Source organism: Kitasatospora sp. NPDC090091 (assembly GCF_044747365.1).
In the GTDB taxonomy this organism is placed as follows: domain Bacteria; phylum Actinomycetota; class Actinomycetes; order Streptomycetales; family Streptomycetaceae; genus Kitasatospora.
Map to the genome: position 1 here is coordinate 19,636 of NZ_JBIVDY010000027.1, position 13,358 is coordinate 32,993.

Genomic DNA, 13,358 nt, shown 5'->3' on the forward strand with positions numbered 1-13,358 from the left:
CCTAGGGCTCGGCTCGCCGCCGGGGCGCTCCGGTCCGGTGCCGACGGGCGGCGCTCCAACACCCGCTCGTACCTCACGGGTGTCCTCGCTTCTTCCTTTCGGCACCGGCGCGCCCCTTTGGCTCGCTCGCTTCTCCTAGGGCTCGGCTCGCCGCCGGGGCGCTCCGGTCCGGTGCCGACGGGCGGCGCTCCAACACCCGCTCGTACCTCACGGGTGTCCTCGCTTCTTCCAGGCGGGTTGGCCCGCGGGGGTGATTTACCGGTTCGTACGACCGGATGTCACGTCGGCTGCGCCGGACGGTCGAACTACGCTTCGCAGACAGGGCGCCCGTCCCGGGCCGCCTCCGCTGAGCGCTGGGTGACGTCGGGAGTGGCACGGGTGGCGAGGAAGACGGCGACGATGGACCCGGGCCCCGGCGCACCCGTCGCGGGCGTTCCCGGACTGGACCGGCTGCCCGTCGGGCCCTCGCTGCTGGTCGGCCGGCGCGCGGAGCTGGCCGCGCTGCGGGCCGCCGCCGTGCGGCCGTCCGAGGGGCGCAGCCCGGTGCTGGTGCTGGCCGGCCGCCCGGGCTCCGGCCGGACCACGCTGGCCGTCCGGTTCGCCGTGACGGTCGCCGCCGACTACCCGGACGGCATCCTGTTCGCCCGTCTCTCCGCGCCGGACGGCGGCCGGGTGCCGCCCGCCCGCGCCGCGCGCCGGCTGCTGGAGCAGCTCGGTGCGGACGGCGCCGGCGTCCCGCTGCCGGGCGCGGTCGAGGACGGCCGGGACGAGCCGGCCTGCGTGGCGCTGCGCGAGGCGCTGGCCGGGCGGAAGGTGCTGATGCTGCTGGACGACGTCCGGGACGCGGGGCAGGTCTGGCCGCTGGTCGCGGACGAGCCCGGCTGCCTGGTGCTGGCCACCACTGCCGGGCCGCTCACCGGGATCGAGGACATCGACCCCGTCATCCTCGGCGGCCTGGACCGGCAGGCCGCCGGTGAACTGCTCGGCGACCTGGTCGGCGGGACCAGGATCAGCTGTGACCCGGTCGGCGGGGCCGATCTCGCGGAGGCCTGTGCCTCCCGGCCGGCCGCACTGCGGCTGATGGCGGGGTGGCTGAGGGGCAATCCGAAGCTGGCCGTCACGGACGCGGCGCGGGAGCTGGCCGAGGCGGTGCGCGAGGCGGACGGGAAGCCGGCGGGCGGCCCGGGCCGGAAGGGGTCCGCGGCGGGACCGGCCGCCGGGCCGTCCACGGTGCCGGGGGCTGCGGGGGCTGCGGCGGCCGTTGTCGACGGGGCCGGTGCCGCCGGCGCTGCCGGTGCTGTGGGTAAGGGGACGACGGGTAAGGGGACGACGGGGAAGGCGCCGGCCGGCAAGGGCCGGCCCGGCATGGCCGCGGCGGCCGAGGCCCGGACCGGGCGGGGGGCCCAGGCGGGCAAGGCGGGCGGACCCGCTGCCGCCGGGGAGCCGGCACCCGCCGGGCCGGTGCGGAACGAGGCGCCCGGGCCGGCCGGGCCGGCGACCGACCCGGCGGCCTGGGTGAAGCCCGCTCCGGAGCCCGCCGAGCCCGTGCCCGTGCCCGACAACGACCCGCTGATCGGCGCCTTCACCCTCCTCTACCGCACGCTGCCCGCCAACCAGGCCCGGATGCTGCGCGCCCTCACCCTCGCCCCCGCCCAGTCCGCCGACCTGCGCACAGCCTCCGCGCTGGTCGGCTGCCCGGCGCCGGAGGCCGCCGCCACGCTGGCCGCCCTCGCCGAGCGGGAGCTGCTCGGCGAGGAGCCGCCCGCCGCCGACGGCACTCCCCGCTACCGGGTGCCCGGCCGCCTGCACGCCCGGCTGGTGCGGCTGCGCGAGGTCGAGGACCGGCCCGCCGAGGTCGAGCTGGCCCGGGCCCGGCTGCTGGAGCGGCTGGTCCGGCTCACCGACTCCGCCCGCACGCTGCTCGACCCCGCCGACGGGCCCGGTCCGGAGCCGCTGCCCGGCCCGCTGCGGCTGCGTTCGGCGGCCGAGGCCCGCGCCTGGCTGTTGGGGGAGCGCGATGTCCTGCTCGGCGCGGTCGCCGACGCGATCGGCCAGGGCGACCTGGACGGTTCGGCCGGCCGGCTGGTCACCGCCCTGCTCAGGGCGCTGCCGCTGACCGGGGCCGCCGCGCCCGCCGACCTCTACCAGCTGCACGAGCTGGTGCTGACCGTCGCCGAGCGGCACGGCAAGCCCCGCCGGGCCTCCGCCGCCCTGCTCAACCTGGGTGACCTGCAGGCCGGGGCCGGCCGCTGGGAGCAGGCGGTGGCACACTACCGGGCCGCCCTGGAGCATGCCCGCTCCGCCGATGACGAGGCGCTCTGCGCCCGGGCGCTGGAGGGCGCGGCCGGCTGCCACCGGGCGCTCGGGGACGCCGTGCGCGCCGCCGACTGGTACGGCCGGGCGCTCGGCCTGCGGCAGTCGATGGGCGACCAGGCCGCCGAGGCCCGGCTGCTCGCCCGGGTGGCCGAGGCGCACACCGCGCAGCGCCGTTTCGAGGAGGCCGAACGGGAGTACCGGGCGTCCCTCGGGGTGCTGCGGCGGCTCGGCGACGAGCGCGGGCAGCAGGCGGTCGGGTCCGCCCTCGCGGAGCTGCGGGAACGCCTCGACGCCGGGTGGTAGAGGGAGGTTCGGGAGTATTGTCGAAGATGCCCGGTTGGGACGGCTTTGGCGGGAAGATCGTCGTGGAAGCCTACGAACCTGCCAATGCATCTCGCAGATTTATTCACTTTGGAAGGCTGACACGCCGACTGGGCTTCATTACACTCGAACTCAGTCGCGCAGCGATCCATGCCTCCGCTCTGCCCGGAGGCTTCCCCCCGTGCGCGTCGCCCGCCGGTCTTCTCCGGTAGGGACCCCCATGGCAAGAGGACGTGTTTAGCCGTGAAGGTCGGCATCCCCCGCGAGGTCAAGAACCACGAGTACCGCGTGGCCATCACGCCCGCCGGCGTGCATGAGCTGGTCCGCAACGGACACGAGGTCTACATCGAGGACAACGCCGGTCTCGGCTCCTCGATCCCCAACGAGGAGTACGTGGCCGCCGGCGCCACCATCCTCCCCACCGCCGACGAGGTGTGGGCCACCGCCGACCTGCTGCTGAAGGTCAAGGAGCCCATCGCTGAGGAGTACCACCGTCTGCGCAAGGGCCAGACCCTCTTCACGTACCTTCACCTGGCGGCCGACCGCGCCGGCACCGACGCGCTGGTCGCGTCCGGCACCACCGCGATCGCCTACGAGACCGTGCAGCTCGCCAACGGCGCCCTGCCGCTGCTCGCCCCGATGTCCGAGGTCGCGGGCCGTCTCGCCCCGCAGGTCGGCTCCTACCACCTGATGCGTCCGGCCGGCGGCCGCGGCGTGCTGCCCGGTGGCGTGCCCGGCACCCACCCGGCCAAGGCCGTCGTCATCGGCGGTGGCGTCTCCGGCTGGCACGCGGCCACCATCGCCATCGGCATGGGCTACGAGGTGACCCTGCTCGACCGCGACATCAACAAGCTGCGCGAGGCCGACAAGATCTTCGGCACCAAGATCAAGGCCATCGCCTCCAACTCGCTGGAGCTGGAGAAGGCCGTCCTGGACGCCGACCTGGTGATCGGCGCCGTGCTGATCCCGGGCGCCAAGGCCCCCAAGCTCGTCACCAACGAGCTGGTCTCCCGCATGAAGCCGGGCTCCGTGCTCGTCGACATCGCCATCGACCAGGGCGGCTGCTTCGAGGACTCGCACGCGACCACGCACGCCGAGCCGACCTTCCAGGTCCACAACTCGGTCTTCTACTGCGTGGCCAACATGCCGGGCGCCGTCCCGAACACCTCCACCTACGCGCTCACCAACGCGACGCTGCCGTACGTCGTCGAGCTGGCGAACCGTGGTTGGAAGGAGGCGCTGCGCCGCGACGCCGCGCTCGCCAAGGGCCTGAACGTGCACGAGGGCCAGATCACCTACGGCGCCGTCGCCGAGGCCTTCGGCCTGGAGTCCGTCTCCCTGGAGAGCGTCCTCGCCTGACGTCCGACCTCCGGTCCGGGCCGGGTCCGCGCCGCACAGGCGCCGGACCCGGCCCGGCCGTGCCGCTTCCCCGGAAGCGGTTCGCAGGCCCCCGATCCTCCCCCCTGCCCGCCTGCGGGCCGGAGGGCCCCTCTTCCGGGTCGGGGGCCTCGCCATGCCCGTGAACGGGGGGTTGCATCGGCGGGTCGCTCTGTCGTCAATTTCTGTGGGTCGCGTCACCCGACCGCAGAAACGTTAGGGTCAAGGGCCCGCGCATCCCTTGACAGAGGGTTGCCCGATAGTCGACACATCCGGCCCACTACCGTGGATTGTGTTGCTGCGAACGCCTTGAACGGCCTAGAGTCGCAAACCGTCGGCATGCTGCCACGCTGACGAATCGACATAGAGTCCTGGATGCCCAAGGAGGTAAGACGACTTGTGAATGAGTCGACATTTGCTCCCGGGGGTGGTCAGCCAGGACTGGCGGAGCACACCGCCGGCCAGCCGAGTGAGGAGTCCGGGGCCCGGCAGGCCACCGTGGGCTCGGCCGAGGTCGGCTCGGTCGCACTCCGTACTTTCGAAGCACGTCAGAACACAGCACAGGTGACCACGGTGACCGACTACGACGCCGACCTGCCGGCCTACGGCCTGGCCTACGGCGAGATCGCCTACGGCGCCTACGACGACCCGGACGCCGAGTACGAGCCGGACCCGGAGTACGCCGCCACGCTGGCCCCCGACGCCGCGCGCCAGCGCCGCGAGCGGGTCGGCCCGACCGGCCGTCCGCTGCCGTACTTCCCGATCCCCGCGCCGGTGGCCGAGCACGGCCCCGCGCAGATCATCGCGATGTGCAACCAGAAGGGCGGCGTCGGCAAGACCACGTCGACCATCAACCTGGGCGCGGCGCTGGCCGAGTACGGCCGCCGCGTGCTCCTCGTCGACTTCGACCCGCAGGGCGCCCTCTCGGTCGGCCTCGGCGTCAACCCGATGGAGCTCGACGTCACCGTCTACAACCTGCTCATGGAGCGGGGCCTGACGGCCGATGAGGTGCTGCTGAAGACGGCCGTGCCGGGCATGGACCTGCTGCCGTCCAACATCGACCTCTCCGCCGCCGAGGTGCAGCTGGTCAGCGAGGTGGCCCGGGAGTCCGCGCTGGCGCGCGCCCTGAAGCCGCTGCTGCCGGACTACGACTACGTCATCATCGACTGCCAGCCCTCGCTGGGCCTGCTGACGGTCAATGCCCTGACGGCCGCTCACAGCGTCATCGTCCCGCTGGAGTGCGAGTTCTTCGCGCTGCGCGGTGTCGCGCTGCTCACCGAGACCATCGAGAAGGTCTGCGAGCGCCTCAACCCCGAGCTGCGCCTGGACGGCATCCTCGCCACCATGTACGACTCGCGCACCGTGCACAGCCGCGAGGTGCTGGCGCGCGTCGTCGAGGCGTTCGGCGACCACGTCTTCCACACCGTCATCGGGCGGACCGTGCGCTTCCCGGAGACCACCGTCGCCGGCGAGCCGATCACCACGTACGCGACCAACTCGGTCGGTGCCGCCGCCTACCGTCAGCTCGCCAGGGAGGTGCTCGACCGGTGCCGCCCCGCCGAGTGAGTCTCCCGGGTGCCGACGAGCTGTTCCGGACCACCGGAGGGATGGCGCTGTCGCCGTCCCTCGCGCCGCGTCCGGCCGCAGAGGCGCCCAGACCGGAGACCGCGCGGACCGTCAACGGTGCCGGCGGCATTCCTGTCGGTGGTGCCGGCGCGGACGGTACGGCCGGCACGGACGGCGAGGATGCGCCGGGGGCCGTCGACGGGCCCGCCGGGACGGCCGGGGGCACGGAGGCCGCGGGCGGGGCCGGAAGGGCCCGGGAGCGCCGCGGCGCGGGTGCCGCGACGGTGCCCGCTCCGGCGCAGCCGGGCGGCGCGCACGGGGCCGGAACGGGCGCCGGGGGCGCGCAGGGCGCCTCCCAGGGCGCCGGGGCCGCCGGGGTGCCGGGTGGTGCGGCCGGTGGCGTGGCGGGTGCCGCGCAGGCCGCGAAGACCGTGGGCAGCCGGACCGCCGCAGCCGCGGGGCGCCAGCACGCGGCTGCCGCCGAGGAGCAGGCGGGCGCCGCAGGGCGCCCCCGGCCGCGTGGCCGGGCACCGCGCCGCCCCAGCGGGCGGGAGCGGCACGACGAGAAGATCACCGTGTACGTCTCGGCCGAAGAGCTGATGGACCTGGAGCACACGCGACTGGTGCTGCGCGGTGAGCACGGCCTTGCGGTGGACCGCGGCCGGATCGTCCGGGAGGCCATCGCGGTGGTGCTGGCCGACCTGGAGCAGCGCGGCGAGGCGAGCATCCTGGTGCGGCGGCTGCGCGGGCGCTGAGGCGCCGAGGGCGCCGGGGCGGCGCTTCGGGACCGGGTGCCGAGCTGCGGGGGCTGGGTACGGGGTCCGGGGGCGCGTAGCCCGGGCGTGGGGGCGCAGAGCCGTGAGGGCGCGCGGGCGCCGCGCGTGGCTGCGCCGGGCGCGGCGTGTCGGCGGCCCCGGCGTGGGGCGGGCGGCGGGGCCGGGCGAAGATGGACCGTCATGCCGAGCAGCCTGGAACCGCCCGCCCCCGCGGGGACCGCTACCCCGGGGACCGCCCCCGCGGGGACCGCTCCCGGGGGCACCGCCGCCGAGACCGTCGAGAGCGCCGACGAGTCGCGGGGCGGCTTCCGGGTGCGGCTGCAGAACTTCGAGGGCCCCTTCGACCTGCTGCTCAGCCTGATCGCCAAGCACAAGCTCGACGTCACCGAGGTGGCGCTGGCGACGGTCACCGACGAGTTCATGGCGCACATCCGGGCCATGGGCCCGGACTGGGACCTCGACGCCGCGACCGAGTTCCTGGTGGTCGCCGCGACCCTGCTCGACCTCAAGGCCGCCCGTCTGCTGCCCGCCGCCGAGGTCGAGGACGAGGAGGACCTCGCCCTGCTGGAGGCGCGCGACCTGCTCTTCGCCCGTCTGCTGCAGTACCGGGCGTACAAGCGGGCGGCCGCCCTCTTCGGCGAGCGCTGGGCCGCCGAGCTGCTCCGCCGTCCGCGGACCGTCGGGCTGGAACCGCACCACGCGCAGCTGCTGCCGGAGGTCGTGATCAGCATCGGCCCGGAGCGGTTCGCGGAGCTGGCGGCCAGGGCCATGGCACCCAGGGCGAAGCCGGTCGTCTACGTCGACCACATCCACACCCCGCCGGTCAGCGTGCGGGAGCAGGCCGGGCTGGTCGTCGACCTGCTCACCGAGCTGGGCGAGGCGTCCTTCCAGCGGCTGGTCGCGGACGCGCCGGACACGCTGGTCGTGGTCGCCCGGTTCCTGGCGCTGCTGGAGCTCTACCGCGAGCGGGTGCTCGACTTCGACCAGCCGGAGGCGCTGGGCGAGCTGCTGGTCCGCTGGGTGGCCGAGGCGGACCGGGGCGCGGTCGAGGTGACGGACGAGTTCGACCGGCCCGCGGGTGAGCTCCCGGAGCAGGCGGAGCGGGAGAAGAACAAGGAGGAGCGGCGATGACGGGTGGTGCCGACGGCGGCGGGCGGCCGGCGCGGCGGCCGCTGGGTGTCCCCGGGCAGCCGCGCGCCGAGGAGTGGCTGGAGCCGGCACCCGGTGTGGTGCCGGCCGGTGCGGACCGGCCGGAGCCGGAGCTGCAGGCGGGGCCGGAGCCGGAGCCCGTCGGGGGTGAGCCGGTGAGCGGCGCGGCGGAGGCCCTCCGGCCGGCGGAGGCCCCGGTGGCCGTGGCGGCCGCGGCGGCCGTGGTGGAGCCGATCGTCGTGCATCGGAAGTCGGCCCCTTCGACTTCTGACACGGAGCCCACGAGCCGGACGGCCGGGCAGCCGGGCCCTGAGCAGGGTGTTGAGCGGGGCGGCGGGCCGGGCATCAGGCCGGGCATCGGGCCGGAGACCGGCGAGAGCGCGGATGCGGGCGAGGGCGAGGGCGGGTTCGGCGGCCCGGCCGGGCCCGGACTCAGGGCCGAGCTGGAGGCGATCCTGATGGTCGTCGACGAGCCGGCCGCGGAGGCCCACCTGGCGTCCGTGCTGGACCGCCCCCGGGCGGAGGTGGCGGCGGCGCTGCGCGAGCTGTCCGCCGAGTACACCGCCCAGGGCCGGGGCTTCGACCTGCGGCCGGTGGCCGGCGGGTGGCGCTTCTACAGCCGGGCGGAGTGCGCGCCGGCCGTCGAACGCTTCGTCCTGGACGGCCAGCAGGCCCGGCTGACCCAGGCCGCGCTGGAGACCCTGGCCGTCGTCGCCTACCGTCAGCCGGTGTCCAGATCGCGGGTCTCGGCCGTCCGTGGTGTGAACTGTGACGGCGTGATGCGTACCCTGGTACAGCGAGGACTGGTGGAAGAGGCCGGATCCGAGCCCGAAACAGGTGCGATCCTGTATCGGACGACGAACTACTTCCTGGAACGGATGGGGCTCCGCGGCCTGGATGCGCTGCCGGAGCTCGCTCCCTTCCTGCCCGAGGTCGACGACGTGGAAGCGGAGTCCCTGGAGGGCACGATGATCGCGGAGGCGGTCGCCGCCGCTGCCGTGCAGGCCGCGGACGGCAGTGGCGAGGCCGATCGGGCTGCGCCTGATCGGTAGGGGGCGGTGAGGTCGGCCGAAACGACCGCACAGCCCAGACGGAAAACGACGTACGGACACTTTGATGCGTAGCAGTGGCAACGGCAGGAACAGCAGCGGCGGCGGCAGCGGTCGCGGCGGACAGGGCGGGGGCCGGGGCGGCGGCTCCTACGGGGGCGGCTCTGGCCGCGGTGGCTCGTACGGCGGCGGCTCCGGTTCCTCGCGCGGCGGCGGCGCCGGCCGCGGTGGCTCGGGCCGTGGTGGGTCCGGCTCCTCGTACGGCGGCGGCTCGGGCTCCTCGCGGGGCGGCTCGTACGACCGGCGCGACGACCGCCGTGACGACCGGCGCGACGACCGCCGGTACCCGGACCGCCCGCTGCGCCCCGAGGAGCGGCGCTACGACCGCCCCGAGTACGGCGGCGGCCCCAACGCCACCCCCGCGCGCGGCGGCTTCGCCGGGCGCCGTCCCGGCCCGGCCCCGCGCCCGCGCCGTGAGGGCCAGGGCGCCCCGGGCGACCCGCGCCGCCAGCCGCAGCGCTCGCGCGAGCTGCAGGCGCGGATCGAGGACGCGGTGCTCGCCCGGCACGACAAGCCGGCCGTGAAGCTGCCCAAGACCTTCGGCGAGCCCGAGGGCGAGCGCCTGCAGAAGGTGCTGGCACGCGCCGGCATCGGCAGCCGCCGGGCCTGCGAGGAGCTGATCGAGCAGGGCCGGGTCGAGGTCAACGGCAAGCTCGTCACCGAGCAGGGCAAGCGCGTCGACCCGCAGAAGGACGAGATCAAGGTGGACGGCCTGACCGTCGCCACCCAGTCGTACCTGTTCTTCGCGCTGAACAAGCCGGCCGGCGTGGTCTCCACCATGGAGGACCCGGACGGCCGCCAGTGCCTCGGCGACTACGTGACCAACCGCGAGACGCGGCTGTTCCACGTCGGCCGCCTGGACACCGAGACCGAGGGCATCATCCTGCTCACCAACCACGGCGAGCTGGCCCACCGCCTCACCCACCCGCGGTACGGCGTGACCAAGACCTACCTGGCCGCGATCCAGGGCCCGATCCCGCGCGACCTGGGCAAGCAGCTGGCGCAGGGCATCGAGCTGGAGGACGGGTTCGCCCGGGCCGACAGCTTCAAGGTGGTCTCCAACGTCGGCAAGAACTACCTCGTCGAGGTCACCCTGCACGAGGGCCGCAAGCACATCGTCCGCCGGATGCTGGCCGAGGCCGGCTTCCCGGTCGAGAAGCTGGTGCGCACGCACTTCGGCCCGATCGCCCTGGGCGACCAGAAGTCCGGCTGGCTGCGCCGCCTGACCAACCCCGAGGTCGGCCAGCTGATGCGCGAGGTCGGTCTGTAGAACCGGCCGGCAAGGTGCCGGGCGGGTCGGCCGGGTAACCGGCGGACCGGTCTGCACCTTCCGGCCTACGCGTGCTGAGGGCCTCCCCGCCGAGTGGCGGGGAGGCCCTCACGCCGTTCGGCGGGTCCTGCTGTGAGCCGGGACGCATCGCCTGGTCACCGCCTTGTCAGCGCGATGATCCGTGGCCGAGGATTGCCACCTGACCGCGGCCCGCCGAGTGGCGGGAGTGCGCCACGGTGGCGCGGGCGGGAGGCGAGACGGGGGAGCGGCGTCGTGTCCGATGCACCACTCAGCGCACTGGGACTGGCCGCACCGGACGGGCGGGTCTACGCGGCGCTGGTGGCCAATCCGCAGTCCACGGCGGAGGACCTGGCGGTCGAGTGCGGACTGACCCTCCAGCAGAGCATGCGCGCGCTGGACCGGCTGGCGCAGCACGGCATGGCGACCCGCGCCCCGGTGGACCGGCACCGGTTCCTGCCGGTCGCCCCCGACGTCGCGATAGGCACGCTGATCGGCCACCGCGAGTCCGAACTGCGGCACGCCCGCGCCGAGATGCACCGCCTGATGGACGCCTTCCGGGAGGCCTCGCGCTACACCGACCCGGCGCACTCGGTCGAGGTGCTGACCGGCGGGGAGGCGATCGCCCAGCGGCTGGAGCACATCACCGAGACCAGCCAGTACCAGGTCCGCGGCTTCGACTGCCCCCCGTACATCCAGGACCCGGTGGCCAACATCCCGCTGCAGCGCCGGCGGATGAAGGAGGGGCTGCGGTTCCGGACCATCTACGACCGGGAGGCGGTGGCCTGGCCGGGCCGGCTGGAGAAGAACATCCTGGTCGGCGTCGCGGACGGCGAGGAGGCGCGGGTCCGGCCGGTGCTGCCGATGAAGATGATCATGTCGGACGACCGGATGGCGATCATTCCGATCAGTGTGGGGGACAGCGTCCTCGACGCCGCCTACGTCATCCACCCGTCCGCGCTGCTGCAGGCGCTGGACACGCTGTTCGAGGCGGAGTGGGAGCGCGCAGTCCAGCTCCAGGCCGCGATCGGGGCGGCGGAGGAGGCGCTGGAGCCGGAGGCCGACCACCGCAAGCTGCTGGGCCTGCTCGCGGCCGGCCTCACCGACGAGTCGATCGCCCGCTCGCTCGGCTGGAGCGCCCGGACCACCCAGCGCCGGCTGCAGAGCCTGATGCGCGAGCTGGGCGCCACCACCCGGTTCCAGGCCGGCATGGCGGCCCGGGAGCGCGGCTGGCTCTGACCCCGGGCACCGCCCTGCCGGAACCCCCTGCCGGAACCCTCGGCCGTCGCCGGAGTGCCGGTCGGCGCGGGCACCCCGGTGGGCGCGGGCACGCCGGCTGTCGCCGGAACCCCGGTTGTCGCCGGAACCCCGGCCGTGCCGGTGCTCGCGCGGGCTCAGCTCCAGGGGGTGAGGCTCGCCCAGCGGCCGTCCGGGCCGCGCTCGACCTTCTCCAGGCCGACCACGGCCGACCGGTTCAGCCGCCCGTAGATGTGGGGGAACAGCACGCCGGGCGTGGCCCCGGGCGGCGGTGCGCCGTGCGGAGCCTCCCACTTGACCATCGGCTCCACCAGCGACTCCTCGATCAGCAGCGCCATCAGCGGCTCGCGGGCGTCGGCGAAGAAGGCGTTGGCCACCGCGAGTGCCGTCTGCTCGTCCGCCGAGCAGTGGATGAACCCGTCGGTGAGCAACGAGGCGGTGGCGTACGGCCGGCCGGGGTCGGCCAGCCAGTCGTCCAGGGGGGCGAGGTGCAGGATCATGGTTCTGTTGTACCCGAGCCGGTAGCCGAGCGGACGACCGTGACTGAGCGGGTGTCACGACGGCGGGTCGCCGGGCGGACCCGCCGGAGCGGCCGGCCGTCGCGCACGGTCGCGGACGTGGCACCGGCGGTGGCTGCGGTCGCGGTCGTCGTCACAGGCCGGCCACCTTCGAGGAGGCGGAGACCTCGTACACCAGCGTCACGGTGCGGTGCGCGCCCGGGCCCAGCGGGACGTCCCAGCGGGCGATGCCCTCGGCGTCGAAGGCGTCGGGGGCCGGCCGGCAGTCCTCCTTGCGCAGCCGCACCTCCACCGCGGACACCTCGGAGACCGGCACCCGCTCGCGCACCGCGACCAGCTGCTCGTCCTGCTCCTCCGGGCCGGAGAAGCGGGAGATGTGCAGCCGGACCGTCCGGGTGGTCACCTGGCGCTGGCTGAGCCCGGTGGTGGCCTGGACCTCCTCGGCCTCGCGGACCACCCGGTAGCCGTCGGAGCTGCCGAAGGCCAGCTCGGCGTCGGCGCCCGCCGCCGTGAACGGCAGCTCGCCGCGGCCGGTGAAGCCGCTGCCGCGGATCAGTTCCACCGGGCCGGCCAGCAGCGCGTGCCCGGCCGCGTTGCGGAACCGGACCACCTGGGTGACCAGCGGGGACAGCTCCGGCGCGCAGGCGTACTCGGTGGTGGCCGGCACGGTGAAGGCGCCCAGCGGCACCCGGTGCGCCCGGCCGTCCGAGGGCACCGTCGCCGGCGCGGGCGCGCGCAGCACCCGGACCTCGCCGCCGTCGTCCACCCCCGGCACCTCGCCGGACGGGCCGAGCGTGCCGATCGCCTCCTCGCGCAGCTCGACCTCGACGGTGCGGCGCTCCTCGGCGCTGCGCTCGCGCAGCGTCAGCCGGTCCTCGGCCAGGGCGGGCGGTTCGGTGGCCAGCGCGGAGCGGGCGGTGGACAGGGTGAGCCGGGCGGCCGTCCAGTCCTCGCCGGTGCGCTGCCAGACCACGGCCTCGGACTCCAGCCGCAGGGTGCCGTCGACCAGGGTGGCCCGGTAGGAGGGCCGCCAGAGCGCGCACGGGACCAGGTGGCTGACGGTCAGCCGGGCCGGTCCGGCGGTGGCGGCCTCGACGGTGAGGTCCAGGTGGGCGACGAGTTCGGCCGGCTCCTCCTCGGCCTGGTCGAGCGCGATCCGGGCCCGGGTGGCGTCCTCCTCCAGCCGGAGCAGCCGGGAGCGGACGGCGCGCAGCTCCTCGCCGTACCGCTCGCGTTCACCGTCCACCCGGTCCAGTTCGCGCGTCCAGCGGGCCCGTTCGACCTCGCCGGCGCCGGCGCCCTCGCCGACCTCGCGCAGCAGGTCGGCGGAGAGCTGGGCGAGCAGCGCCAGCCTGGCCTGGAGGCGGTCGCGCAGCTGCCCCTCGCGGCGGATCCGCTGTTCGAGTTCGTGCACCCGGTGGCGGAGCTCGGAGTCGCCCGGGCCGGGCGGCTGCGGAGCGCGCGGCGTCCAGGCGCGCACGATGCGGGCGTCCAGGACGCGGGTGCCCGCGGCGTCCGCCTCGGCGCGCAGGGTGCGGTCGACGGCGAGCGCGGTGATCGGGCCGAGGCGCAGCCGCTGGACGCCGGCGGAGAGCTCGACGGTGGCGGTGCGCTCGATCTGGCTGCGGTCCTCCAGGCAGGTGACGGCGGTGACCGGGAGGGGGGCGGTGGTGCTGGTCAT

Annotated in this window: 10 protein-coding genes; 8 read left to right on the plus strand and 2 right to left on the minus strand. The window is 75.2% G+C overall.

Annotation, left to right across the window (positions count from 1 at the left end):
- Window positions 1-378 precede the first annotated feature (378 nt).
- The 8 genes from ACIPSC_RS33565 (at window position 379) to ACIPSC_RS33600 (ending at window position 11,141) form a co-directional block, all read left to right on the plus strand.
- The gene (locus tag ACIPSC_RS33565; RefSeq protein WP_400831863.1) at window positions 379-2,619 is read left to right on the plus strand and encodes a tetratricopeptide repeat protein; all 2,241 of its coding nucleotides are present in this window, start codon (window positions 379-381) and stop codon (window positions 2,617-2,619) included.
- A gap of 261 nt (window positions 2,620-2,880) precedes the next feature.
- On the plus strand, window positions 2,881-3,996 hold the full coding sequence (ald, locus tag ACIPSC_RS33570) for an alanine dehydrogenase (RefSeq protein ID WP_400831865.1): 1,116 nt from the start codon (window positions 2,881-2,883) through the stop codon (window positions 3,994-3,996).
- Window positions 3,997-4,512: 516 nt separating this feature from the next.
- A complete protein-coding gene (locus ACIPSC_RS33575) occupies window positions 4,513-5,580 on the plus strand; it encodes a ParA family protein (RefSeq protein WP_374209186.1) in 1,068 nt (355 codons plus the stop codon).
- On the plus strand, window positions 5,577-6,335 hold the full coding sequence (locus ACIPSC_RS33580; RefSeq protein WP_400831867.1) for a hypothetical protein: 759 nt from the start codon (window positions 5,577-5,579) through the stop codon (window positions 6,333-6,335). The genes ACIPSC_RS33575 and ACIPSC_RS33580 overlap by 4 nt, the downstream gene beginning before the upstream one ends.
- 201 nt (window positions 6,336-6,536) lie before the next feature.
- Window positions 6,537-7,487 (plus strand): segregation and condensation protein A, encoded by a 951-nt coding sequence (locus tag ACIPSC_RS33585; RefSeq protein WP_400831869.1) that lies wholly within the window; start codon window positions 6,537-6,539, stop codon window positions 7,485-7,487.
- A 476-nt stretch (window positions 7,488-7,963) separates the two neighbouring features.
- The gene (locus tag ACIPSC_RS33590; protein WP_400831993.1) at window positions 7,964-8,557 is read left to right on the plus strand and encodes an SMC-Scp complex subunit ScpB; all 594 of its coding nucleotides are present in this window, start codon (window positions 7,964-7,966) and stop codon (window positions 8,555-8,557) included.
- A gap of 64 nt (window positions 8,558-8,621) precedes the next feature.
- Entirely contained in the window at window positions 8,622-9,884 is a 1,263-nt protein-coding gene (locus ACIPSC_RS33595) for a pseudouridine synthase (RefSeq protein WP_400831872.1), read from the plus strand.
- 273 nt (window positions 9,885-10,157) lie between these two features.
- Entirely contained in the window at window positions 10,158-11,141 is a 984-nt protein-coding gene (locus ACIPSC_RS33600) for a helix-turn-helix domain-containing protein (protein ID WP_400831874.1), read from the plus strand.
- 155 nt (window positions 11,142-11,296) lie between these two features.
- Here ACIPSC_RS33600 and ACIPSC_RS33605 read toward each other — a convergent pair whose 3' ends face one another.
- Window positions 11,297-11,659 (minus strand): DUF952 domain-containing protein, encoded by a 363-nt coding sequence (locus ACIPSC_RS33605; RefSeq protein WP_395293822.1) that lies wholly within the window; start codon window positions 11,657-11,659, stop codon window positions 11,297-11,299.
- Window positions 11,660-11,810: 151 nt separating this feature from the next.
- Window positions 11,811-13,358: a mucoidy inhibitor MuiA family protein gene (locus ACIPSC_RS33610; RefSeq protein WP_400831878.1), complete on the minus strand. Its 1,548-nt coding sequence runs from the start codon at window positions 13,356-13,358 to the stop codon at window positions 11,811-11,813.